The sequence below is a fragment of the Bacillus cereus group sp. BfR-BA-01310 genome, assembly GCF_022664325.1.
Classification (GTDB): domain Bacteria; phylum Bacillota; class Bacilli; order Bacillales; family Bacillaceae_G; genus Bacillus_A; species Bacillus_A paramycoides.
On record NZ_JAKUHD010000003.1, the window covers coordinates 400,749 to 426,025 of the forward strand.

The window sequence follows — 25,277 nt, forward strand, 5'->3', positions numbered from 1 at the left end:
AATATGAGTTTAGCACTTTTATCAAGTATCGTAGCAGTTTGTATGGCCGTTGGAGTAATGTTTCTTCGATTTAAGTCAGCGAAAAAACCGGTAACGAAAAAGAAAATTATATTACCGCCAATCTTTATGAGTACTGGCGCATCGATGTACTTCTTACCAGAGTTTCGGTTAACATCGTTAGAAATAGTAGAGGCAATTAGCGTAGGACTTATTTTCTCTATATTTCTTATTAAAACAACTAAGTTTGAAATAAGAGGCGAAGATATATATATGAAACCGTCAAAAGCGTTCATATTTATTTTAGTTGGTTTATTAGCTGTACGGGTAGCATTAAAATCATATTTAAGTCAATCGATTGATTTGGCGCAATTAAGCGGGATGTTTTTCTTACTTGCCTTTGCGATGATTGTATCGTGGAGAATTGCTATGTATCGCTCGTATACTAAATTAGAAAAGACAATAAAAAGAGCTGGAATTTCTATATAGGAATTCCAGCTCTTTTTATGTTTTATTGAATGTATTCTTTAACGCGGAGCTCATTCGCTAAATGTCAAACGGTCTTGGGCATGCTGTAAAGCAATAGGAGTAACGTTCTCGCCGCTAGGATCTACAATTTTTGTATTTAATAAAATGGAATCTAAACTTCCGCGAAATTCTTTCGTATAGCTTTTTCTTAGCGTTTGTTGCTCTTTTTTTTCTGCACTATTTAATCCTAAAGTTTTTTCTTTTTTTGCTAATTCGTTAATACGGAATAAAATGTTTTTCATTTTGTTCACCCCTTATTTTAAATTAAATTAGTTACTTACTAATTTATAGTTATTTTAACTCGTATAGTTTGGTATGTCAACACCATCTACAAATGGGTTAAAAATTGACGAAAAATTATAACAATAATAAAATGAATAACAGAGGACAATTAGTTTTAAAAGCATACATAGAACGCTAGGGGGATTATTATGAAGTCAACATTTTTTGCTCAAAATAGAGAACGATTAAAGAAAACATTACCAGATGAATCAATTACTATTTTATTTGCCGGACAAGCACCTCATATGTCAGCGGATGCACACTATAAATTTGTGCCGAATCGTAATTTTTACTATTTAACAGGAATCGATGAGCCAAATGTTATTTTCATGTTAAAAAAGTTTGGGGATAGTGTAGAAGAAACTCTTTTCATTGAAAAATCAGATCCAGTGCTTGAGAAGTGGGTTGGAAAAACAGTTTCTAAAGAAGAAGCAGAGAAATTATCAGGTATAAAGAAAGTTGTATATATAGAGAGCTTTGAAAAAATAATGTCAAATACACTTTTCACCGAAAATGTGAAATATGTGAATTTAGATTTGGAGCTTCGTGAGTGGAAAGGTACAGAGACGAAAACGTTAGCGTTTGCTAAACATGTAAGAGAACAATATCCTCACATTACAATCGGAAATGTTTATCCGAACATTTGTGAATTACGAGTGTTTAAAACAGAAGAAGAAATTGAAATCATAAAAGAAGCTATTGCTGTTACTAAAGAGGGCATTTATAACGTACTGAAGCATGCAAAAGCAGATATGATGGAATATGAATTAGAAGCTCATTTTGATTTTACGCTGAAATCATCTGGTATTAAACATCATGCGTTTAATACAATTTTGGCGAGCGGTAAAAATGCTACTGTGTTGCATTATGAAGATAATGATGCAAAAGTGGGGCAAAGTGATTTAGTACTGCTCGATTTAGGTGCTCAAAAAGACTACTATAATGCTGATATTAGTTACACATTCCCAGCTAGTGGAACATTCTCTAGTCGCCAAAAACAAATATATAATATAGTGTTAAAAGCATTAAAAGAAACAACGGAACTTATTAAGCCAGGTTTAAAATTCGCTGCATTAAATGAACATACAAAAAAAGTGCTAGCAGAAGAATGTAAAGCAATTGGTTTAATTCAAGTAGACGAGGAATTAACTAAATATTATTATCATGGTGTCAGCCACTTCCTTGGTTTAGATACGCATGATGTAGGAACATATAAAGATAGAGTATTAGAAGAAGGTATGGTCATTACGATTGAACCAGGTCTATATATTGAAGAAGAATCAATTGGAATTCGTATTGAAGATGATATTCTTGTAACAAAGGATGGGTATGAAAACTTGTCAAAAGATATCATTAGAGAAGTTGAAGAGATTGAAGAGTTTATGAGAGAAAATAATGTGAATGTAAAAGAAGATGAAGTTGTTACGAAATAATAATTAGAAGAGGCGCTCAATTTTGGGTGCCTTTTTATTTTGTTCATTTTACATCTCCATATTTTCTTGAAAATCATTTTCTATAATGATTTTGAAATAGAAAAAGGAGGGATTTACCATGAAGAGATTTGTATTAACAGCAGTTATAGTCTCTGTAATATCTTTAATTACTGCATGTTCTGCGACCACAAATACAACAAATGATCATAAAAATATGAACGATAAAAAAACAACACAGACTGAAACGGCTACAAAATCATTGGAAGTTGTAAAAGGGCCAGAAGTTACTTTAGTAGCGAAAGAAGAAAAACAAAAGCTAAGTAATGGTGTTATTGTTCCAGTCTGGACATTTAATGGCTCATCCCCAGGTCCAGAAATTCGGGTGAAAAAAGGTGAAAAAGTTAAAGTGACATTAAAAAATGAATTATCTGCACCGGTATCTATTCATTGGCATGGGTATCCTGTTCCGAATAACATGGATGGAATTCCAGGCGTGACACAAGATGCGGTTGAATCAGGAAAAAGTTTCACCTACGAATTTGAAGCGAACGTACCAGGAACGTATTGGTATCATTCGCATCAAGATTCTGTAAATCAATTAGATAGAGGCTTGTATGGAGATCTTGTTGTAGAAGATACAAATGAAAAGTATGATAAAGATTACACATTAATGTTAGATGAATGGGTCACAGATAAAGAAGAAATTAATAAGCAGTTAAAAGAAATGACTAAAGGGCAAACAGAAAAAGCAGATGGTAATAGATCTAGTAAGGATAATGAAAATACGAAAAAGAATGATGATATGAAAGGCATGGATCATTCCGGTATGGACATGGGCAGTGATAAAAAAGACGCTGGTAATATGGCAGGAATGGACCATGGAAATATGAAGATGGAAGGTCATGATATGAGTATGTATGATTTATTCACAATCAACGGTAAAAGCGGGGATTTAGTGGAGCCATTAAAAGTGAGTAAAGGAGATAAAGTTCGTCTCCGCCTTGTTAATGCTGGCTATCTATCACATGATATACACGTTCACGGTCATGATATAAAAGTAATTGCGACAGATGGCCAGCCAATAAATGATCCAAAAGCTATAAAGGATAAAGTAATTTCAATCGCACCAGGGGAACGTTATGATGTTGAATTTACTGCTAACAATCCTGGGAAATGGTATGTTGAAGACCATTCAGAAAATAAAGGTGCAAAAGGAATGAAAGCTGTTATTGAATATGATGGCAACAAAGAGATGAAGGACAAAGCAAACGAAAAAGAAAAATTATTAAAATTAGACATGACGAAATATGGATCTAAAAAAATAGGAAGTTTCACGTTAGACCAGCAGTATACTACCACATATAATATGGACTTGAATACGCAAATGAATGGAAATGAAATGGTATATACAATTAACGGAAAGGTATTCCCAGATATTGACCCAATTCCAGTGAAAAAGGATGACTTAGTAAAAGTAAAATTAGTAAATCGCTCTAAAGCAGACGATCATCCGATGCATTTACACGGTCATTTCTTCCAAGTATTAAGTAAAGATGGAAAACCGATAGAAGGTTCTCCAATTGTTAAAGATACTTTGAACTTAAAACCAGGAGAAGAATATGAAGTAGCCTTTGTAGCAGACAATCCAGGTGAATGGATGTTCCACTGTCATGATTTACACCATGCTTCAGCAGGAATGGTAACAGAAGTAAAATATAAAGATTACAAATCTGATTATGTTCCAAACCCTAATATTCCAAATAAGCCAGAATAATATAAAATTCATGTAATTTATTATGATATAAAGCAGTTATCTTATTGGATAGCTGCTTTATTAATTTTGATTGCAAGTGTTAATGCATGTTTTGATCGTGCCCTGAGGAAGATGGGGGAGTATGATCTGGGAATGTCACGAATACAGTAAGAACAATTACTACGCTAATGGAAAGTAATAATAGAAACCGTCGGTGGATATAAGTAGAAAAGTTCTCTGATAACAATTGAATCATACATGACATGGTAATAGTTATGGTAAGTAAGAGGCTAATAAGAAGTATACTATGAGCTTGTTGAGTGCTTAACATTTCTGTAATCATTGCTCCCATCATACTTGCCATTAATCCAGAGAACATTCCTTCTAAGGCAGTATACAGGTGAAAACGTAGACCGACTAAAAGACAGATAAAACCACTAATCAAAATAGCAAGCAAAGTAGAATATAGTAGTTCACCTTTAAAGAGAATACCTAAATAAAAACCTATACTTAAACCGATACTCATACTAAAAGACATGATAAATACCATATACTCCATTAGGGTACCCTTACGTTTAGAAATATACGATGTAATAATAATCGAGATACAACAAAGTGTTAAGGTAGTTAATGTATAAGCAAACATCATGATACCTCCCTGTCCTATCATTCACTTCATCATATGTTCAAATGGAGAGTACTTATGCTTATATATATCTGCAAATTATCTGCACAATTTAATGAATGTAAGCAAGTAGTAATAAAGGAAAGAAAGGACGCTTGATTTTTTTTGGCGTCTTTTTTGCTTGTAAGCATGTGAAAGAAATTGTTATATAATGAGTTTCTATTGTGAAGCCATAAAGAATAAGCGTATAATATTATAGGTCTCACATTTGTGAGGCAAACCGCGAATGATAAATAAGATTGTTATTTTATCATCGTCTCTAAACATATACACAATGAAAGTAACACTGGAATACAGATAGGGAGTTAGAAGATGAAATTAATTATTGCCGAGAAACCAGATCAAGGTTTGGCTCTTGTTTCACAATTTAAATATCGCCGGAAAGATGGATATTTAGAAGTAGAAGCAAATGAGTTATTTCCAAATGGAGCGTACTGTACATGGGCAATTGGTCATTTGACGCAGTTATGTAATCCAGAACATTATCATGCTGAGTGGAAAAAATGGTCGCTCGATACATTACCGATGATTCCAGAGCGTTTTCAATTTGAAGTAACAAAGTCAAAGTATAAGCAATTTAATGTAGTGAAACAGCTGTTACATAATCCTCAGGTAACAGAAATTATACACGCAGGCGATGCTGGGCGTGAAGGGGAACTAATCGTACGAAACATTATTAATCTTTGCAACGTGCAAAAGCCGATGAAACGTCTTTGGATTTCATCTTTAACGAAGCAAGCTATTTATCAAGGGTTTAAAAACTTACTTGATGAATCAGATACGATTAATACGTATTACGAAGCATATACAAGATCTTGCGCCGACTGGGTCGTTGGTATGAATGCATCGCGTGTCTTTAGTATTTTGCTAAAGAAAAAGGGAATGAATGATGTGTTTTCCGCTGGTCGTGTACAAACACCAACATTGGCGTTAATCGTAAAGCGTGAAAAAGAAATAGAGAACTTTAAGTCAGAGCCATTTTGGGAAGTGTTCGCAACCTTTAATATAGAAGGAAAGAAGTATGAGGGGAAATGGGAGAAAGATAATGAGTCCCGCTTAAATGATCCTGATTTGGCAAATAAAATTGCAGCGTTTTGTCAAAATAAACCGGCTGTAGTAAAAGAAATGAAAACGGAGCGTAAAGAGTTTCAGCCGCCGTTTTTATTTAATTTATCAGCACTGCAAGCGACAGCGAATAAAGCCTTTAAATTTTCACCGAAAAAGACGCTAGATATAACGCAAGCACTATATCAAAAAGGGATAGTCTCTTATCCGCGTTCGGATTCTAACTATGTTACACAAGGAGAGGCAGCGACGTTCCCTGATATTTTACAGAAGTTAAGTCAGTTTGATGAATATAAAGGTTTATTGCCGGCACCAATTGAATCAATTATGAACAACAAGCGCTATGTGAATGAAAAGAAAGTTACAGATCACTACGCAATTATACCGACAGAGCAAGTGACAAATCCAAGCAAACTATCAGGTGATGAAAAGAAAATTTACGATATGATCGTAAGAAGACTTATTGCGGCGCATTATGAAGTAGCAATCTTTGACTACACAACGATTACAACGCTTGTAGACGAACGTGCGGAGTTCATTTCGAAAGGAAAACAGCAAATTCAAGAAGGTTGGCGTAAAGTTATTTTCCAAGACGATAAAGATGACGAAACGATTCTTCCAATTGTAGCTGAAGGTGAACAAGGGAAAGTTGTAAAGGTGAAAGTGAAAGAAGGAAAAACACAGCCACCGAAACGTTATACAGAAGGACAACTTATTACGTTAATGAAAACGGCCGGTAAGTATTTAGATAATGAAGAACTTGAGAAAGTATTGAAGAAAACAGAAGGTCTAGGTACAGAGGCAACTCGTGCAGGTATTATTACGATGCTGAAGGATCGTAAATATATAGATGTACAGAAAAACCAAGTGTATGCAACCGATAAAGGGAAAGTATTAATTACAGCAATCGGTGATAAAATACTAGCTTCACCAGAAATGACTGCGAAATGGGAGCAGCGCCTTGCGGAAATTGGAGAAGGTACAGCTTCACCAGCTACTTTCATGGAACAGACGAAAAAATTATCAGCTAAAATTATTGAAGACGCGGTAGAAATGTCGGAGAAGTGGGACTTCACTGGATTACATGTTGAATCGATTGAACGAAAAGGATCGAAATTTACAACAGGTAAAAAGGTTGGGAACTGTAAAAAATGTGATGGCGATGTTATTGACAAGTCCACATTTTACGGTTGTTCAAACTACAATACAACACAATGTGACTTTACCATCTCGAAGAAGATATTAAGTAAAACAATTTCGCAAAAAAACATGACAAAGCTCTTAAAAGGTGAGAAGACCGATTTAATTAAAGGCTTTAAAAAAGGCGAGAAAACGTTTGATGCGAAGTTAGAGTGGAAAGATAATAAGATTAATTTTGTGTTTGAGAATTAAGGGGTTTCAACAAATAAAAAAGTGTATTACTAAACAAAAAAGCTCTTTTCCGAGTAAAAGGTTCAGTAACAGGTTAGGGTTGAAAAAATATTGATATAAAAGAAAAAAGCATGACAATTTTATGTCATGCTTTTTTCTTTTATAATTACAGACTTTTGTGTACTAATACTAAAAAATATTTAAAATAATTGTTTGAAAAGATGGTATTAAATAGGATGTTTATATTATCTTTATCATTTCTTTTATATAAAGGAAAAATAAAAAATTAGAAAATGAAAACAAGCAATTAAGAGAACAACTGAAAGTAACTTACACCGATGTTTATAAAAAGTTATAGAGCATTTCTTTGAATGAGGAATGCTTTATATTTTTTTCTTGAAACAAAATCTGCAATAAAAATATTATTTAAATTGATAAAAATTTATTGTAAAACGATAAAAAATATATTAGAATCAAAAACAGAATAAATAAGTGAGGTGCTTTTTATGGGAAAAGTAACAACGTTATTTTTAAAAATAGTTGTTATTCTTTTAGGGGTCCCAGTTCTTGCTCTGTGCATCTTTTTGGTGCCAGAGATGGCGAATCTTGCAGTAAAATTGCTTCCACAGTTTGCTTTTATACAATATCTCGTTTTCATTGCATTTGATGCATCGGCTATACCTTTTTATTTTGCTTTGTATCAGGCTTTCAAACTCTTATGCTATATTGACAAAAATAAAGCTTTCTCTGATTTATCTGTAAAAGCTTTAAAGAAAATCAAATACTGTGCCATCATAATCAGTATTTTGCATGTGCTAGTTTGGCCGCTCTTCTATATCTTTGCAGAAGTAGAAGACGCATCAGGAGTTATCTTTGTCGGATTGGTTGTTCCTTTTGCTTCGATGGTTATCGCAGTCTTTGCGGCTGTTCTTCAAAAACTTTTACAAGATGCAATTAATATCAAATCAGAAAATGATTTAACGGTCTGAGGTGAATAACAATGGCGAACCTTTCTATATTGAAAAATGGAAAGGCAAAAGCGATTCGATTAGCCACTTTAGAGGCAATTTGTAAGGCTTTAAAATGTCAGCCTGAAGATATTTTAGAATACAAAAGTGAAGAAGACAGTTAAATATTGTGGAGGAAACTTAATATAACAATTATTAGGAGAGGTATAACTATGGACATTAACAATTTGATTATTGAAAATATTGATAAGCCTCATGAGTTGGAGAGAATGTATAGAAAAGACCCGAAAGCTTTTAAAAAGTCATTCTCACACGCATGGGAACAAAACCCTGATTCTCAGGTTCTTGGTGTTTGGTATGAAAGATTGCATTTCAAGGAGACAGCAAATACAGAAAAAACTTCCTTGCTTCAAAAAGGTTTCTTATTCATGGGTGTTTTAGCTATTCTGGCCGGGATAAGTACCAGAATCATTTTCCACTTTGTCGAACAGGAAGCAATTGCTCCAATTAACCTGGCTTTTGGTATAATGCCCTTTATTGCTGCCTATTTTGTTTACAATAATATTCCGAAAAAAAGTGTTATTTATTCCCTTGCAGCGCTGTTCCTAATTTCCGGGTTTTATCTTAATATGTTGCCATTAAATTATAAAGATAGTATTATCCTTGCTTATTTACACCTTCCCATATTTTTATGGGTATTGGTAGGTCTTGCATTTACAGGAAATGAATATTCAAAAGGCAGTACAAGGTTAGCTTATATTAAATTTAATTTGGAATATTGTATTCTCTACGCCAGCATGGCAGTTAGCGGAATGGTACTAGCAGCATTAACAATGCAGTTATTTAGGTTTGTTGACTTGAATATAGAAGACTTCTATTTTAGTAATGTTGTTTTATTTGGTGCTGCCGCTCTTGCTATTGTGGCTACATATCTGGTATCAATGAATCTTAAACTTGCTAAGAATATTACACCATATATAGCTAAAATTTTTAGTCCTCTTGTCCTGATCACATTGTTGATCTATCTTATAACGGTTATATGGGTCGGGAAAAATCCATTCTTGGACCGCAATTTCCTGATAGTCTTCAACGGAATACTCCTTGGTGTATTGGCCGTTACCATATTTTCCATTATCGAGAGCGATTCAGACAAGAAAAAGAACATTTCAGATTATATAAATTTTGCTTTAATTGTTCTTGCGCTTATCATTGACAGTGTGGCTTTGTCAGCCATCGTGTTCAGACTTTCTTCTTATGGGATTACGCCTAATAGACTTGCTGTTTTAGGAGTAAACATACTTATCTGGGCAAACCTTATTTGGATTATGCTCTCCTATATGCGTTTTCTACAAAACAAATCCGGGCCTTTAACTATCCAAGATGCCGTGACTAAGTATTTGCCAATCTACGGACTTTGGGCAGCTTTCGTTACATTTACTTTTCCTATAATTTTTAATTAGAAAGGATCTGTTAATGTAACGAAAAGTCAATCTTCTATAACGTATAAAATTTTTAGAGCCGATTGATTTATTATAATTGGTATTATTACGTTTGTAGTTTCGGTTATTTCATTTGTATTGATAAATAAGAAATAAGTGTTGTATGTAATCTTTCCATAATAAAAAACGTCCCATTTTGGGACGTTTTTTATTATGTGTATTGCTGGTTTTTCTTAATAAGCAACAACACTTGTGAAATACAAGCAAGTACGGGCAACTCAATCAACGGTCCAATAACAAGTGCAAGTGCGATAAGAGGCTCATCTGGAAAAGCGGTCACAGCAATAGCAAGTGCAACAGGCGAGTTTCTTGCTAACGTTGTTAAGCTTAGACTTACTGTATCTTTATAAGATAAATGCATGATGCGCCCGATAAATTGTCCTAGTAAAAAATTAATGATGAAGAACAATAGAACAGGAATCAGTAATAATAAAACGACATTCATATTTTGTAGTAAATATTTACCTTGTGATGCAAACATCGCTACAATTGCTAAACTTAAAAATACAATTTGAGCAGAGCTGAAAAATGGAATGATTTTATTCTCGAGTGCGTCAGCTTTTTTCATTTTATTCATAATGAATTTTGTAGCGTGTGCAAGTAAAAATGGTAAGACGATTACAATAACAATACTTTCTACTAAAACTGCAACCGCCACAGTCTTCATTACACCAGCAAATAAAAATAAATAAATTGGAAGCAGTAATACTTGTAAAATTAAATTTACGGGTAAAATTGCTGTAGAAAGTGCTACATTTCCTTTCGCTATTTCAGTAAATATTAAGTACCAATCTGTACATGGAGTAACCATCAACATTATAAATCCAACCCAAAGTGCTGGGTGGTCTGAAAGAAATAATGCACCTAATCCCCAAGCAAGGAAAGGTGTCCATAAAAAGTTAATGGTAAGGCTTGTTCCAGCAAATTTTAAATTGCGAAATCCATTTTTTATTTCTTTTAATGGGATGCTGAGGAATAATCCATATAGCATGAAAAATAAGGAGGGGACAATGAATTTGTCTGAATACGTATGTATGATATTAAATTGTCCGAGTGCGATGCCACATGTAACAGCAAAAAGAATAATAAAAGTTTGAATCTTTTCTATAGTGCTCATGAATAAATCCTTTCTATATATGAATTTTCCTCTCTAAGTTTATTATACAAGTAATAAAGATGTATTTGGTGTTCAATTGTATTTTAGTTAGTATTTTTAATTCGAGATTTTGGTTTTTATTAAAAGTTACTTGACTAAAGTAAGTGACCATATTACAATCACTTACATAAGGTAATTAAATAACGAAAAGTTGTAATAGCTTAACTTAAGGTATCTATTGGAACTTTTTCTTAGAATAAGAATTTTTATGATGATGAATAATGAATATGAAAAGAAAGATTAGGTGAAGAAAATGGGACTATTTAGCTCATTATTTGGTAAGAAAGAAGAAAATACGAATGTAGAGGAGAATAAAAAAATGTCAAAAGTATTATTTGTTAAAGCAAACGATCGTCCAGCAGAGCAAGCAATTAGTTCAAAAATGTATGAAACATTTGTAAGTACTTATAAGGAAGTAAATCCAAATACAGAAATTACGGAGTTAGATTTATTTGCATTAGATCTTCCTTATTACGGAAATATCGCTATTTCAGGTGGATATAAACGTAGTCAAGGAATGGAGTTAACAGCTGAAGAAGAGAAGGCCGTTGCTACAGTAGATCAATATTTAAATCAGTTTTTAGAAGCTGATAAAGTTGTATTTGCGTTCCCATTATGGAACTTCACAGTGCCAGCGCCTTTAGTTACTTATATTTCATATCTTTCTCAAGCTGGAAAAACATTTAAATATACAGCAAATGGTCCAGAAGGTTTAGCTGGTGATAAGAAAGTAGTTGTATTAGGTGCTCGTGGTTCAGATTACTCTTCAGAACAAATGGCTCCTATGGAAATGGCAGTTAATTATGTAACAACTGTGCTTGGATTCTGGGGAATTACAAATCCAGAGACAGTTGTAATTGAAGGACACAATCAATATCCAGATCGCTCACAACAAATTGTTGAAGAAGGTTTAGAAAACGTTAAAAAAGTAGCTGCAAAATTTTAATTTAGGATAGCAAAAGAGAAAAACCAACATGGATGACCATGTTGGTTTTTTAGTCTAGTTTCTATGTTAAAAAATGTATATTTATAAAATAAAAGAAAAGTTTGAAAATAGTATTGCAAAATATTATATATCAAACTATAATGAGTTCAAGAATAGTTGATACTTAAATTAAATATTCAGAAAATTCAATTAGTTAAAATTGGAAATGAGATAAGGAATTTTGAATGGGGGTTTTATTATGACGAATAAAGTACCGTTTTCGTTCATAGTAGTTATCGGATTAATGTTATTTGCACTATTTTTTGGAGCAGGGAATTTAATTTTCCCAGCTATGCTTGGTCAATCAGCGGGTGAGAATGTATGGATTGCAAACGCTGGATTTTTAGTAACAGGAGTAGGATTGCCATTACTTGGTGTATTAGCATTTGGAATTTCAGGTAAAGACGATTTACAGTCATTAGCAAGTCGCGCTCATCCGGTATTTGGGATTGTGTTTACAACAGTTTTATACTTAGCGATCGGTCCGTTATTTGCAATACCAAGAACAGGGAACGTTTCTTATGAAATTGGTCTTAAGCCTTTTATGCCAGAGGGATTAGGTTCTACACCTTTAATTCTTTTTACAATTATATTCTTTAGCATCACTTGTTTTTTTTCGCTAAATCCTGCGAAAATTGTCGATATTGTTGGAAAAATATTAACGCCAATTAAATTAACATTCATCGGTATTTTAGTAATCGTTGCTTTTATTCATCCGATTGGAGATATGCAAGCACCAGTTGAAGGGTATACATCACATGCATTTTTTAAAGGATTCCAAGAAGGATACTTAACAATGGACACGCTTGCATCGTTCGTATTCGGGATCATCATCATTAATGCAATTAAAGAAAAAGGTGCGAAAACGAAAACACAAATTATGGTCGTTTGTGCAAAAGCAACAATCATTGCAGCATCTATCTTAGCAATGATTTATACAGCACTTTCTTATATGGGAGCTTCAAGTGTTGCGAAGCTTGGACATTTAGAAAATGGTGGAGAAGTATTAGCGAAAGTTTCGAACTACTATTTCGGATCATATGGTGGAATATTATTAGGATTAATGATTACAGTTGCTTGTTTAACAACTAGCGTGGGACTTGTATCAGCATGTTCTTCATTTTTCCATAAGTTATTCCCACAAGTTCCTTACAAAGTAATTGCAATTACGCTATGTGTGTTTAGTGCCATTGTGGCGAATGTTGGATTAACGCAATTAATCTCAGTTTCGGTTCCTGTATTAACAGCGATTTACCCACTAGCAATCGTGTTGATTTTCTTAACATTCTTCCACTCGTTATTCAAAGGAAGAGCTGAAGTTTATCAAGTGAGTTTAATCGTAACGTTTATCATCAGCTTATTTGATGGATTAAGTGCAGCTGGAGTTAACATTGAAGTGGTAAGCCGAGTGTTCACTAAATTCCTTCCGATGCAGGAAGTAGGTTTAGGCTGGATTTTCCCAGCGATTATCGGTGGATTTATCGGATATGGTATTAGCGTTTTAAAAGTGAAAAATCAAGTTCAACCAACAGCTAGAGCAAATAAGAAAATAGGTTAAACAAAAAAAGTTATAGAACTTGTTTCTATAACTTTTTTTGTTAATATTGATAAGGATAGAAAAAATAAAGTAGTAGGGGAAATAGAATGAAAAAAACAATTGATCATATCGGAATCGCAGTTCGTGACATAGATAGTACGATACGCTTTTATGAAAAGGTTTTGTTAGGAACTTTAATAGATCGATACGTAAGTGAAGCATCCGGTGTTGAAAGTGAAGTAGCTATTCTTGAAGTAGATGGTGATAGAATTGAATTACTTGCGCCGACGAATAATACAACTTCTCCAATAGCACGATTTATAAAGCAAAAAGGTAAAGGTGTTCATCACGTTGCCTATCGTGTCGATGATTTAGATGTAGCTTTAGAAGAGTTAAAAGAACAAGGTATTCGAACGTTAGAACATACACTTCGAATTAATAAACATGGTAGACGATTAATTTACCTTAACCCAGCGGATACAGAGGGAACGATTATTGAGTATTGTGATTATCCGGAAGAGAAATAAATGAAAAGGTGTTACGTAATAACGTAACACCTTTTCATTTATGTATTTCACGCTTTCTTCACAAATGATTCACGATAACTTTTCTTCTTCGGAAACTTATATAAATATATTTTATGCTATAATAATAATCAACTTTAAAAATATAAGTAGTATCCATGAAGGTAGCTACTATTATATTGAAAGTATAGAGGTGAGAAATAAATAGAGAGTAATACGATATAGAACCTTATATTTAATCAGGTTAATATTTTATCGAAAAATAAAACTTAGAAAGTAAAAAGTAATGAAAGTGTAGTGACGAAAAAGAAAGAAGTGAAATGAGTGTGAAAGTAATAAGAAGGTTAGGGGCATGGGTATTAATAGCGTGCGTGTGTATTATATTGATACCAAAAAGCGCATCTGCTCATGCGTATGTTGTGAAATCAAACCCTACGGAAAATGAAACGTTAAAGAAAGCACCATCTGTTGTGAAAATTGAATTCGATGAGGATATACAAGTTTCACGATTTAATACATTGTTTGTAAGAGATTCCTCAGGTAAAAGAGTAGATTTAAAAGATGCTCATATAGATAAAAGTAATAAAAAATTATTAGAAGCTGGGTTAAAAGAGAATCTCAAAAATGGTCTCTACTCTGTTCAGTGGAAAGCTATTTCAGCTGATGGACATCCAATTCAAGGAGTTATTCCATTCCGTATTGGGTCAGCAGAAGCGGGAACAGATGATATAAAAGTAGAAGAGATGGGCTATGTTCCCAAAATCGATATGATTGTGGAACGCGGAATTTTATATACAAGTTTCTCACTATTTTTAGGAGTTCTATTCTTTAATCTTATTATTTATAAAGGGAAGGGAATTGAAGTTCAATCAAGGAGTAAGAAAGTAATATGGATATCATTATTTGGTATATTCATTAGTTTACTATTCAATTTACCATTGCAAGCGAAAATGAACGCTGATGTTTCATGGCTAGAAGCATTCGATCTTTTATTATTAAAAGAAACATTACAGTTATCTGTTTTTGGCTATGTATGGATCACTCAAATTGCTCTTATTAGTACGCTCATGATTGTTACATATTTTGCGATGAAACGTGAGAAGCTCTCGTCTTTTAAAGTATGGAGCATTCCACTTGTATTGTTCATTAGTTTACTTATAATGAAGGCCTTAAATAGTCACGCATATGGTTTAAAGTTTAAAGAAATTGCTATCGCTATGGATTTTCTACATTTATTTGCAGCTTCATTATGGATTGGTGGTCTGTCATCGATTATTCTTCTTTTACGTAAAGAGGATGACAAATGGACCATGTATTGGGATGCAATTAAGCGTTTTTCACCATGGGCAACAGGTGCTGTCATTGTGATATTAATAACAGGTCTTTTTAATAGTACATTTTTTATTCCAACGATCCATTCGCTATTTGATACGAAGTATGGATTAGCCTTATTAACAAAGATACTTTTATTCGTTTGCATGGGGTTATTAGGGATTTTTCATTATGTGAAAGGGAGAATGAGAGCTCAGAAAAGGTTAGGAGCTTCAGTGAAAGTAGAGTTTATTGTTGGGATTATCGTTTTCATAATCGTAGCATTTATGACAAACGTACAAACACCGCCGATGCCCCCTACTGGACCTTTTACAGAGAGTAAACAAGTAGATAATGGATATGAACTTACTTTACATGTAAGTCCTAATAAGGTAGGACAGAATACATTCCATATTAATGTAAAGGATGAGACTGGACAGCCTGTTACCGATATGGAACAAATCGTATTGACGACTGAATCATTAGATATGAATATGGGCAAAGGTTCATTTAAAGTTTCGGCAGTTTCACCGGGAGAATATGAAGCGGAAGGGATGTATATTAATATGACAGGAAACTGGAATATACATGTTCATGGATTAACAAAATCTCTGGATAGCTTCGATTTAGATTTTAAATTTATTGTAGGTGGCCGCTAGGGACTTCTTACTTATAGATAGTCAAAAAGGAGTTATAAGAAAATGAAACGTATAAAAAAATTAGGAACAACAATGATAGCAACTATAATTGCAATGGGAATTTTTTCGTTACCTGTTAGTGCTCATGTAACCGTAAAACCAGCAACTTCTGACGTTAACTCTTGGGAGACTTACACAATAAAAGTACCCGTTGAAAAAAATGTAGCAACAACAAAAATCACACTGAAAATACCGTCTGGAGTTGAGTTTCAACAGTATGAGCCAGTGTCAGGATGGAAAGTAGAAGAACAAAAAGACGCAGCTGGAAAAGTTAAAACTGTAGTATGGGAAGCAACAGGAGAGGGGATTTTACCTGGTCAGTTTCAGCGATTTACTTTCGTTGCTAAAAATCCAGATAAAGAGCAAAAAATAGCTTGGGATACATATCAACAATACAAAGACGGAGAAATTGTTGAATGGACAGGCGATGAGAAAGCTGAGAAGCCACATTCACTTACGACGATTACAAAAGGCACATCACTCACGGGAGAACATGGAGAAGTGTCTAGTGTGGAAAAGAATGAAGGTAAAAGTAATATGCAAACAATAGCAATTGTCTTATCTATTTTAGCGATTGCATCATCGGTGGGTACGTGTATTTTTGTAGTACGTCGTAAAAAGTAAGATATAAGAAAGAGCCTACAAGCAGTAGGCTCTTTCTTATATCTATTTATTTCACTTCAACTTGCTGCCCTACAGCAAGTGTTTTCGGCTTTATATTTACAAAACAAATACTCACCACAATAAATAATAGTCCAATAAATAGGCTAATTGTAATGGCCTCATGTAAGAAAATTGAACTTACAATAATAGCGATAAGAGGGATAAGGAATGTATAAGCTCCAACTTTACTCGCTTCACCAGCTCCAACAAGTGTGAAGTAAGCAAGCCACCCCATTGCAATAACGAAGAATGAAATAAAGAGTAGTACACTTACAAAAGGTATACTCCAAGCGATGTTAGACCAACTTTCAAATTCTGAACCGAATCCGATTAAGCAAAATCCACCAATAATAAGTTGAAGTGTTACCATCCAAATGGCATTAACGCGGTGTCCAGTTTTCTTAATAAATACTGTGCCGAGTGCCCAGCCGATAGCGCATCCTAAAGCAAGTAGCACACCAATAATAGAAATATGTCCAGTTAAACTACTAGAGCTAATAACCCCTACACCAATAAATCCGAGAATAAGTCCGAAAACTTTCAAGCCATACATTGATTCTTCAAGCCAAATCCATGAGAAAATGCCGAGTAAGACTGGTTGGAGAAATACGATTGCGGAGAAGAGTCCGGCGGGCATATATTGAAGTCCGACAGTTTGTAGTCCGTAAAATAAAATGATATTGAGTAAAGATGAAATAAAGTATAAATGCCAAGTTTCTTTTAAATTTAATTGTTTGTATTTTGGTAATGCGAAAATAAGTAGGATAAATCCTCCTATTAATGTTCTAATCCCTGCAAAGAGTACGGGTGGTGTGTAATGCAGAGCAAATTTAGATAACGGCCAATTGATTCCCCACATAAAAACGAGAAAGGTAAGGATTATGGCCGTCTTAGTTCGAGAAAGCTGTGTCACTGTGAGACCTCCTTGTTGTTATTCATTTCACTATGATATGATATCGACTATGATAAATAAAATGAATCTTTTTTATAAGGAGTATAAGTGATTAGTTATGACCATTACACAACTTCAAGTTTTAATTAAAACGGTTGAATTAGGGAGTTTTACGAAGGCCGCCGGGGTGTTAAATATGACGCAACCAGCTGTTAGTCATGCGATTTCAAGTATTGAGTCAGAGTTAGGAGTTACTATACTTATACGTGATAAACGAAAAGGGTTAATCGTTACGGATGTTGGAAACAGAATTCTTGTACATATTAGAGAAATCTTGAATGGTGTTGAGAAGATTGAACAAGAAGTGGCGATGGAGAAAGGGCATGAAGTTGGAACGATTCGTATAGGAAGTTTTCCAAGTGCCTCAGCGTATTTCTTACCGAAAATGATTAATATCTTTCGTGAAAAGTATCCCAATTTACAATTAGTTCTTTGTGAGGGAGCACTTAAAGAAGTTGAAGATTGGTTATTATCACGAGTTATCGATATTGGAATTGTTATTTTACCGAATAAAGATATGGAAATAGTCCCAGTAACGAAAGGGAAGATGGTTGTAGTTTTAAGGGACGATCATCCCCTTTGTAAGAAAAGTTCTATTACGATAAGTGATTTAGAGAACGAACCGATTATACTATTTAAAGGTGGATATGAACCGCCGATTATTGATATGTTCAAACAAGCAAACGTGCCACTTCGAGTTGAATATGCGGTTTCGACTGTAACAACATCTTTAAATATGATTCAAGAAGGATTAGGAATTGCAATATTAGCTGAATTATCTTTAACGAATTTACCAAAGAACGTGCAAACGCGAGAATTGGAGCCGCAAGTGTGGAGAGAGATTGCTTTAGTTGTTCCTTCATTAAAGGAAGCTTCACTTGCTGTTCAGTTATTTATTGAAGAATTTCAAGAGTTATTTGCAGAATAAGATAAGGTGTCTCATATATTGTAATGAGGCACTTTTTTTATTTACCTAAAAAAATCTATAAAAAGGATTGACTTATCTTTTTGTTGTAACTATAATGATTACATCGAGGTGGTGATAACGATGAAAATTAGTAGCCGCTTTTCTATAGCTGTTCACATTTTATCTATTTTGAAAAACAATCCATCTTCAGTTTGTACGTCGGACTATATGGCCGAAAGTGTAAATACAAATCCGGTAGTAATTCGCAAAATAATGTCTTACTTGAAACAAGCTGGATTTGTTTACGTAAATCGTGGACCAGGTGGTGCGGGATTATTAAAGGATTTACATGAAATCACATTGTTAGATGTATATCACGCAGTGAATGTAGTAGAAGAAGACAAACTATTTCATATGCACGAGAAACCAAATCCAGATTGTCCAATTGGAGCAAATATTCAAGCTGTGTTAGAAGTTATTTTAATTCAAGCACAATCCGCGATGGAAGAAGTTTTGAGAAATATTACGATGGAGCAGTTGTTTGAATCTTTGCAAGAGAAAATGAATTCGTAAAATAATATCTATATTTTTTTGTTATTATTGTAACTATATTGATTACAACTATAAAGGTAAGGTGTAAAGATATGACTGTAAAAATGAAAGTATACTCAGACTTTATATGCCCGTTTTGCTTTTTAGCAAAAGGTCCATTAGATGAAGTAGCGAAAGAGAAAGATGTAGAAATTGAATGGATGCCATTTGAATTGCGTCCAAGTCCATATTCTAAAATAGATCCTTGGAATGAGCCAGATAAATTAGGTTCATGGGATGCTTTCATACTTCCTACTGCAAAGAAATTAGGAATTGAAATGCGATTACCACGTGTTTCACCGCATCCATATACACATTTAGCTTTCGAAGGATGTCAATTTGCGAAAGAACGTGGACTTGGAAATGAGTATCATCACCGTGTATTCACAGCATTTTTCCAAGAAGAACAAAACATTGAGGATATTGATGTTTTAACGAAATTAGCGGTAGAAGTAGGGCTTCCTGAAGCTGAATTTAAAGATGCTTTAGTAACTCGTAAATATAAAGAAAAACATCAAGAAGCAATTCAACATGCATATGATGAAGCGAATATTATGGCTGTCCCAACTGTAATGATTGGAGATGAAGTCATTCAAGGGCTTGCTAGTAAAGAAACGTTACAAAGAGTAATTGATAAAGAAATCGAGAAGGATAAAACAAATTCATTTGAAGGAATGCAATGTAATACGGATGGCTATTGCTAATTCGTTTGTCATGGAGGAATCAAATTAATTTGTTTAAATAAATTATAAAACATACATTTGGAGGAATTAAAATGTCAGCAACTACAACAAATTTAAAAGAAGCAATCGTAAACCGCCGTTCAATTCGTAAAGTAACAAAAAGCGCTACAATAACAAAAGAAAAAATTGAAGAAGTTTTAAAAACGGCTTTACACGCACCAACTTCTTTCAATATGCAAAGTGGCCGTATGGTCGTATTAATGGATGGAGAGCATGAAAAGTTTTGGGATATCGTAAAAGAAACACTAAGAGCCCGCGTACCAGCAGAAAACTTTGAAGCAACTGTAGAAAGACTAAAAGGCTTCCATGCAGGTGTAGGAACAGTACTATTCTTTGAAGATCAAGCAACAGTAGAAAAAATGCAAGAAAATGCCCCATTATATAAAGAGCAGTTCCCATTCTGGTCTCATCAAGGAAATGCAATGTTACAACATACGGTATGGATGCTATTATCTGCTGAAGGAATTGGAGCATCATTACAACATTACAATCCAATCGTAGATGCTGAAGTGAAAGAAACTTGGAACATTCCAGCAGAGTGGAGCTTAGTAGGACAAATGCCATTTGGTGAACCAAATGAACAACCAGGAGAAAGAACATTCTTACCTACTGAAGATGTAGTGAAATTTTATTAAGAAATACAATATATAATGAGAAGGAAGCTGTGATTAGAAACAGCTTCCTTTTTTTGTATTGGTGTTAATTTATGTGCATTTAGGGAAGGAATATAAGAAATAATCCAGTGAGAAGGGAAGTAGAAAAATGAATGATGATAAAAAATATACAGTGGTAGGTACTGATGTTGAGGAAATAAAACGTTTAAATAAAAATTCAGGGTTAACCTATAACCAAGCGAAGGAATTGTTAGCGAAGCGAATGGAAAAAAAGCAATGATTTGATTGGAATAATTAATTGTATCATTTAGCATTTTGTCTAGAGAGAGTTAAGAAGATAACTCTCTTTTTTCAATATGAAAATTTAATAGTGAGCAACTTGTAGATTGGAGGGAACAACATAAAAAAATGGGTAAAGGTAACGTTGTCTATCGCAGGAGGGATTGTCCTATTGGCATGTGCCGGAGGATATACGTATATAAAAATTATTTTCCAAAGGAACCTGAGCGAATTGTATATGATGAAGAACGAGTGTTAAAACCGATACATAATCAGCTTCAAGGAGTCAACATAGATAATGTAAAGATAAAAGCAAAAGAAGTTGTGAATGCCACTGTAGATGAGCTTCAAAAATGGTCGAGGATGGGAAATTATCATATGAAGAATTAACGAGTATTTATCTCTTTAGAATACAGGAACATGATCAAAATGGAATAGCATTAAATGCTGTTACAGAGATTAATCCTAATGCGATGGAGGAAGCACGAAAGTTAGATAAAGAGAGAGCGTTAAATAAGAAATCGAACTTATATGGAATTCCTGTCATCGTAAAAGATAATGTACAAACGGAAAAAGAAACGGCAACATTATTTAATTCAATGGTAGGTTATGACGAAAAAGATACTATGACAGAAAAAACGAAAGATAAAGATAGAATTGATAAAGTAGTTTTTAGAAAAGTATTAGACAAAAAAATCCGACAATAAAAAAGAAAAAAAGGATTCTTCCCAATTAGTAAGAAAGATTGTCTATAGAAGCTCATAAAATGTAATAGTATTACAATGAATAAGTGTGTGTTGTAATATATCCAATTCCATCCATTGAAGGGGGAGGTTAATTCTTAATGAATGAAGTGAAAAATTTCTTTCGAAGTAGAGGGTTTCAACGGTTTCTCGTTTTAATAATATTAGCACTTGTATTATATGGATTAAAAAGTATGATCAATTTAATCCTAATTACGTTTATACTGACATTTTTAATGGATCGGTTTCAACGCTTTATTTCAAAAAAATTGAAAGTGAATAGGAAGGTCGTTATTGCTTGTTTGTATATAATATTAGTGACATTTATTGTCACAACATTGTATAAGTATTTACCGGTACTAACGATACAAATTTCACAATTAATTTATCAATTTAAATTGTTTTTTCAACATCCACCTGATAATGAGATGATTAGATACGTACTTTCAGCAATTAATGAAATGGAAGTATCAAAATATATTGAACAAGGTGTGGATGTCATTTATCAATCAATAGCAAACATAGGAAAGGTAAGTTTGCAAATATTATTGTCTCTTATTTTAAGCTTATTTTTCTTATTAGAAAAAGAGCGAATTATTTCATTCACGTCCAAATTTAAAGATAGTAAATTAAAGATTTTTTATGAGGAGATTGCATATTTCGGCGAAAGATTTGCAAGATCGTTTGGAAAGGTGATTGAAGCACAGTTTTTAATTGCGGTTGTAAATGGTGTTCTCACTGTAATCGCACTTGTCATTTTAGGATTTCCGCAGCTTCTTGTATTAGCTGTCATGGTCTTTCTACTCGGTTTGATTCCAGTTGCTGGTGTTATTATTTCCTTGTTTCCACTTTGTATAATTGCCTATAACGTCGGTGGGGTTATGTATGTTGTATACATACTAGTATTCATTACAGTAATCCATGCTCTTGAAAGTTATTTTTTAAATCCAAAATTTATGTCTGCAAAAACGAATTTGCCTGTTTTTTATACATTTATGATTCTTATCTTTTCAGAGCATTTCCTCGGAATATGGGGGCTTATTATCGGGATTCCAATCTTTATCTTTTTATTAGATATACTTGACGTAACTAATGATGAACCGATTAAAGATAATAAATGATAGAAAATGTAACCGATGTTTTCTCTTGGTGAAAACATCGGTTATTTTTTCTTTGGAAATAGTGTTTTTAAGAGTATTAAGGATGTTACAGCTAGTAAGGAGGGTTCCAATCGGCCAAGAATCATCCATGAAATCACTCCTTTCTGCCATGGAGAATAGTAACGTTTATATTGAGGGGAAATAAAAAGCAATCCAATATAAGTTGGATTGCTTTTTTTACTAGATATTTGATTAAAGTACAGGAGCCAGTGTTTCTTTTAATACTTGAACAGAATGATCGAATTTTAATTCTTCTTCTTCACTTAATTCAACTTCTAAAATTTCACGAACACCGCCGCGGTTTAAGACAGCAGGTACGCCGATATAAACGTCTTGTTGGCCGTATTGACCTTCAAGATATGCTGATACAGTTAATACGCTGTTTTCATTGTTCAAGATTGCTTTCGTAACACGCAGCAGTGACATACCAATGCCGTAGTATGTAGCACCTTTTCGTTCAATAATGTGGTAAGCTGCGTCACGAACATTTATAAAGATTTCATCTAAATCTTTTTGGTTATATGTGTTGTCTTTTTCAAGAAGTGTTTCTAGTTTTTGAATACCAACTGATACGTGACTCCAAACTGGAAGTTCTGTATCACCGTGCTCTCCAATAATATAAGCGTGAATGTTATGAGGGCCAATATCGAAGTACTCACCTAACATATAGCGGAAACGAGCAGAATCAAGTGTTGTACCAGAACCGATTACTCGTTCTTTCGGTAAACCAGATTCTTTCCAAGTTACGTAAGTTAAAATATCTACAGGGTTAGTTGCGATTAAGAAGATGCCATCAAATCCGCTGTCCATAATGCTACGAACAATTTGTTTGAAGATTTTAGCGTTTTTCTCGACTAAATCTAAGCGTGTTTCACCTGGCTTTTGTGGTAATCCAGCTGTAATTACAACAAGATCTGCGTCTTTACAATCTTCATAACTACCTTTCCAAACTTTTGTTGGAGCTGGTGCGAAAGGTACGGCATGGCTTAAGTCCATTGCTTCTCCTTCTGCTTTTGCTTCATTTACATCAACTAAAACAAATTCTTCAGCGACAGCTTGGTTAATCATACAGTAAGCATAGCTACATCCTACTGCTCCTGTTCCTACTAATACAACGCGGTTAATACCTTTTTTCATTTCAAAATTCCTCGCTATTTCGTTAATTTTATTACGTAAGATAATACGTCTTACTTCTATAGTTTCGTATCTATTTTATTACATTTTATAAAAGATATTCAAGTAATTGAAAATATATCCGTCCAATTACTTGACCGAAACATAGGAACCCTGCTAAACGAATATAATTCAGTAAAATCCTTCATAAAAGGGGAATTGGCATGGGGAATCCATTATCGATGGAAAAAATGCTTCAAATTATCCATGAGGGGCTTGCCAAAACAAATAACCCCAAAAGGATTACAATTGCTGGTGCGGGGATATCTGGATTAGTTGCAGCATCTTTATTAAAAGAAGCTGGGCACGAGGTAACGATTATAGAAGCAAATAACAGAATAGGCGGCAGGGTGTATACAATTCGTAAGCCATTTAGCACAGGATTATATTTTAACGCAGGCCCTATGCGTATTCCGGAGACTCATGATTTAACTTTAGCTTACATTCGTAAATTTAAACTAAAGTTAAATCTTTTTATTAATAAAACTTCTTCAGATATAATCTATACGAATAATATTAGAACGAGATTGAATGTGTTTGAAAATGATCCAAGTGTACTCGGATATCCAGTTTTAGAAACAGAAAGAGGGAAAACGGCAGAAGAATTAATATTAGTGGTATTAGAACCGATACTTAATTATATTAAGAAAGATCCTAATAAAAACTGGATTATTGTTGAAAAAAAGTATAAAACATATTCACTCGGTTCTTTTTTAACCGAGTATTATTCTGATGGAGCAATAGATATGATCGGTGTACTTCTTGATATGGAAGCATATATGGGAATGTCTTTAATTGAAGTATTACGGGAAATGATTTTTTTTACTTCAACGACAAAATATTATGAGATAACGGGCGGGATGGATGCATTACCAAATTCATTTTTACAACAGCTAAAGGATAATATTTTCATGTCATATAAAGTAGAAAAAATAATACAAGAAGATAATAAAGTGATGATGCAAGTAAACCGTGAAAAAACGTTAGAGCGATTTATAATAACGGGTGATATTGCCATTGTCACAATTCCATTTTCAGCTTTGCGCTTTGTAGAAGTCCAGCCGTATCATTTATTCTCTTATTTTAAAAGGCGGGCAATTCGTGAATTGAATTATATTGCAGCGACTAAAATTGCGATAGAGTTCAAAAGTAGATTTTGGGAAAGAGCGGGGCAGTGTGGTGGGAAATCAATTACAGATTTACCTATACGCTTTACATATTATCCGAGTTATGGCATTCATACACCAGGGGCAGCTATCGTTTTAGCAAGTTATACGTGGGCAGATGAGGCGTTAACATGGGATAGTCTCTCGAATAGAGAACGTATTCGTTATGCATTAAAAAATTTAGCGCAAATATATGGTACCGTGGTTTATAGTGAGTTTGTAACAGGTGCTTCTTTTAGTTGGAGTCAAAATCCGTATTCTTGCGGAGCATTTACAGCTTTTGAGCCAGGACAAGAGCTTGAACTGTTTCCATATATTACACCAACAGCTGGAAGAGTGCATTTTTCAGGAGAACATACGACGTTAACACATGGATGGATGCAAGGGGCAATCGAGTCCGGAATTAGAGTTGCTCATGAAGTGAATGAAAATGAAACGATAATCTAGCAGTTTTGTTTACAAATAGTTATTCTTTTAATAAAATGATAAATATA

The 25,277-nt window shown here is 33.8% G+C and carries 24 protein-coding genes and 2 pseudogenes; 21 read left to right on the top strand and 5 right to left on the bottom strand.

The window, feature by feature from the left end; translation table 11 throughout:
• Window positions 1–3: 3 nt before the first annotated feature.
• Window positions 4–486: a CcdC family protein gene (locus MR109_RS10120; protein ID WP_002171390.1), complete on the top strand. Its 483-nt coding sequence runs from the start codon at window positions 4–6 to the stop codon at window positions 484–486.
• Between the two features lie 50 nt (window positions 487–536).
• Here the strand turns inward: MR109_RS10120 and MR109_RS10125 are convergent, their stop codons facing one another.
• The gene (locus tag MR109_RS10125) at window positions 537–767 is read right to left on the bottom strand and encodes a DUF896 domain-containing protein (protein WP_242271962.1); all 231 of its coding nucleotides are present in this window, start codon (window positions 765–767) and stop codon (window positions 537–539) included.
• A gap of 189 nt (window positions 768–956) precedes the next feature.
• Here MR109_RS10125 and MR109_RS10130 point away from each other — a divergent pair, with 189 nt between their 5' ends.
• Complete coding sequence (locus MR109_RS10130; RefSeq protein ID WP_242271965.1) at window positions 957–2,240, top strand: aminopeptidase P family protein; 1,284 nt, start codon at window positions 957–959, stop codon at window positions 2,238–2,240.
• 118 nt (window positions 2,241–2,358) lie between these two features.
• Window positions 2,359–4,014 carry a multicopper oxidase family protein gene (locus MR109_RS10135; RefSeq protein ID WP_242271967.1) on the top strand — a complete coding sequence of 552 codons (1,656 nt, stop codon included), beginning with the start codon at window positions 2,359–2,361 and terminating at the stop codon, window positions 4,012–4,014.
• A 79-nt stretch (window positions 4,015–4,093) separates the two neighbouring features.
• On the opposite strand, the gene MR109_RS10140 is transcribed toward MR109_RS10135, so the two are convergent.
• Entirely contained in the window at window positions 4,094–4,639 is a 546-nt protein-coding gene (locus tag MR109_RS10140; RefSeq protein WP_242271969.1) for a hypothetical protein, read from the bottom strand.
• A gap of 351 nt (window positions 4,640–4,990) precedes the next feature.
• On the opposite strand from MR109_RS10140, the gene topB reads away from it, so the two are divergent.
• The 5 genes and pseudogenes from topB to MR109_RS10165 all read left to right on the top strand — a co-directional run bounded on the left by topB (window position 4,991) and on the right by MR109_RS10165 (window position 9,542).
• The gene (gene topB, locus MR109_RS10145; RefSeq protein ID WP_242271970.1) at window positions 4,991–7,135 is read left to right on the top strand and encodes a DNA topoisomerase III; all 2,145 of its coding nucleotides are present in this window, start codon (window positions 4,991–4,993) and stop codon (window positions 7,133–7,135) included.
• Between the two features lie 250 nt (window positions 7,136–7,385).
• Window positions 7,386–7,472: pseudogene (locus MR109_RS10150) on the top strand (DUF6262 family protein); the annotation flags it as partial.
• Between the two features lie 148 nt (window positions 7,473–7,620).
• On the top strand, window positions 7,621–8,103 hold the full coding sequence (locus MR109_RS10155; protein WP_242271971.1) for a DUF2975 domain-containing protein: 483 nt from the start codon (window positions 7,621–7,623) through the stop codon (window positions 8,101–8,103).
• A gap of 11 nt (window positions 8,104–8,114) precedes the next feature.
• Window positions 8,115–8,246: a helix-turn-helix domain-containing protein gene (locus MR109_RS10160; protein WP_082147879.1), complete on the top strand. Its 132-nt coding sequence runs from the start codon at window positions 8,115–8,117 to the stop codon at window positions 8,244–8,246.
• 48 nt (window positions 8,247–8,294) lie between these two features.
• Complete coding sequence (locus MR109_RS10165) at window positions 8,295–9,542, top strand: DUF4153 domain-containing protein (protein ID WP_242271972.1); 1,248 nt, start codon at window positions 8,295–8,297, stop codon at window positions 9,540–9,542.
• Window positions 9,543–9,732: 190 nt separating this feature from the next.
• Here MR109_RS10165 and MR109_RS10170 read toward each other — a convergent pair whose 3' ends face one another.
• On the bottom strand, window positions 9,733–10,698 hold the full coding sequence (locus MR109_RS10170) for an arsenic resistance protein (RefSeq protein WP_242271973.1): 966 nt from the start codon (window positions 10,696–10,698) through the stop codon (window positions 9,733–9,735).
• Window positions 10,699–10,990: 292 nt separating this feature from the next.
• Between MR109_RS10170 and MR109_RS10175 the strand changes: the two genes are divergently transcribed.
• From MR109_RS10175 to MR109_RS10195, 5 genes are all read left to right on the top strand, one after another.
• A complete protein-coding gene (locus MR109_RS10175; protein ID WP_242271974.1) occupies window positions 10,991–11,683 on the top strand; it encodes an FMN-dependent NADH-azoreductase in 693 nt (230 codons plus the stop codon).
• Between the two features lie 238 nt (window positions 11,684–11,921).
• Window positions 11,922–13,280 (top strand): branched-chain amino acid transport system II carrier protein, encoded by a 1,359-nt coding sequence (gene brnQ, locus MR109_RS10180; protein ID WP_048372796.1) that lies wholly within the window; start codon window positions 11,922–11,924, stop codon window positions 13,278–13,280.
• An 86-nt stretch (window positions 13,281–13,366) separates the two neighbouring features.
• Window positions 13,367–13,786, top strand: coding sequence for a VOC family protein (locus tag MR109_RS10185; RefSeq protein ID WP_242271975.1), 420 nt, complete (start codon window positions 13,367–13,369; stop codon window positions 13,784–13,786).
• A 317-nt stretch (window positions 13,787–14,103) separates the two neighbouring features.
• Window positions 14,104–15,753, top strand: coding sequence for a copper resistance CopC/CopD family protein (locus MR109_RS10190; RefSeq protein WP_242271977.1), 1,650 nt, complete (start codon window positions 14,104–14,106; stop codon window positions 15,751–15,753).
• 42 nt (window positions 15,754–15,795) lie between these two features.
• On the top strand, window positions 15,796–16,416 hold the full coding sequence (locus tag MR109_RS10195) for a YcnI family copper-binding membrane protein (protein ID WP_242271978.1): 621 nt from the start codon (window positions 15,796–15,798) through the stop codon (window positions 16,414–16,416).
• Between the two features lie 46 nt (window positions 16,417–16,462).
• On the opposite strand, the gene MR109_RS10200 is transcribed toward MR109_RS10195, so the two are convergent.
• Window positions 16,463–17,368 (bottom strand): DMT family transporter, encoded by a 906-nt coding sequence (locus tag MR109_RS10200; protein WP_025150032.1) that lies wholly within the window; start codon window positions 17,366–17,368, stop codon window positions 16,463–16,465.
• A gap of 97 nt (window positions 17,369–17,465) precedes the next feature.
• Here MR109_RS10200 and MR109_RS10205 point away from each other — a divergent pair, with 97 nt between their 5' ends.
• The 7 genes and pseudogenes from MR109_RS10205 to MR109_RS10230 all read left to right on the top strand — a co-directional run bounded on the left by MR109_RS10205 (window position 17,466) and on the right by MR109_RS10230 (window position 22,405).
• Window positions 17,466–18,335: a LysR family transcriptional regulator gene (locus MR109_RS10205; RefSeq protein WP_242271979.1), complete on the top strand. Its 870-nt coding sequence runs from the start codon at window positions 17,466–17,468 to the stop codon at window positions 18,333–18,335.
• A gap of 120 nt (window positions 18,336–18,455) precedes the next feature.
• Window positions 18,456–18,887 (top strand): Rrf2 family transcriptional regulator, encoded by a 432-nt coding sequence (locus MR109_RS10210; RefSeq protein WP_242271980.1) that lies wholly within the window; start codon window positions 18,456–18,458, stop codon window positions 18,885–18,887.
• Between the two features lie 71 nt (window positions 18,888–18,958).
• Complete coding sequence (locus MR109_RS10215) at window positions 18,959–19,609, top strand: DsbA family oxidoreductase (RefSeq protein ID WP_025150030.1); 651 nt, start codon at window positions 18,959–18,961, stop codon at window positions 19,607–19,609.
• 71 nt (window positions 19,610–19,680) lie between these two features.
• The gene (locus tag MR109_RS10220) at window positions 19,681–20,283 is read left to right on the top strand and encodes a nitroreductase family protein (RefSeq protein WP_071720632.1); all 603 of its coding nucleotides are present in this window, start codon (window positions 19,681–19,683) and stop codon (window positions 20,281–20,283) included.
• A gap of 127 nt (window positions 20,284–20,410) precedes the next feature.
• A complete protein-coding gene (locus MR109_RS30045) occupies window positions 20,411–20,542 on the top strand; it encodes a hypothetical protein (protein WP_277930987.1) in 132 nt (43 codons plus the stop codon).
• A 120-nt stretch (window positions 20,543–20,662) separates the two neighbouring features.
• Window positions 20,663–21,191, top strand: a pseudogene (locus MR109_RS10225) (amidase family protein); the annotation flags it as partial.
• A 194-nt stretch (window positions 21,192–21,385) separates the two neighbouring features.
• A complete protein-coding gene (locus tag MR109_RS10230; protein ID WP_002171425.1) occupies window positions 21,386–22,405 on the top strand; it encodes an AI-2E family transporter in 1,020 nt (339 codons plus the stop codon).
• Window positions 22,406–22,636: 231 nt separating this feature from the next.
• Here MR109_RS10230 and MR109_RS10235 read toward each other — a convergent pair whose 3' ends face one another.
• Entirely contained in the window at window positions 22,637–23,581 is a 945-nt protein-coding gene (locus MR109_RS10235; RefSeq protein ID WP_002171426.1) for an L-lactate dehydrogenase, read from the bottom strand.
• Window positions 23,582–23,781: 200 nt separating this feature from the next.
• Between MR109_RS10235 and MR109_RS10240 the strand changes: the two genes are divergently transcribed.
• The gene (locus MR109_RS10240) at window positions 23,782–25,230 is read left to right on the top strand and encodes a flavin monoamine oxidase family protein (protein ID WP_242271981.1); all 1,449 of its coding nucleotides are present in this window, start codon (window positions 23,782–23,784) and stop codon (window positions 25,228–25,230) included.
• Window positions 25,231–25,277: the final 47 nt, after the last annotated feature.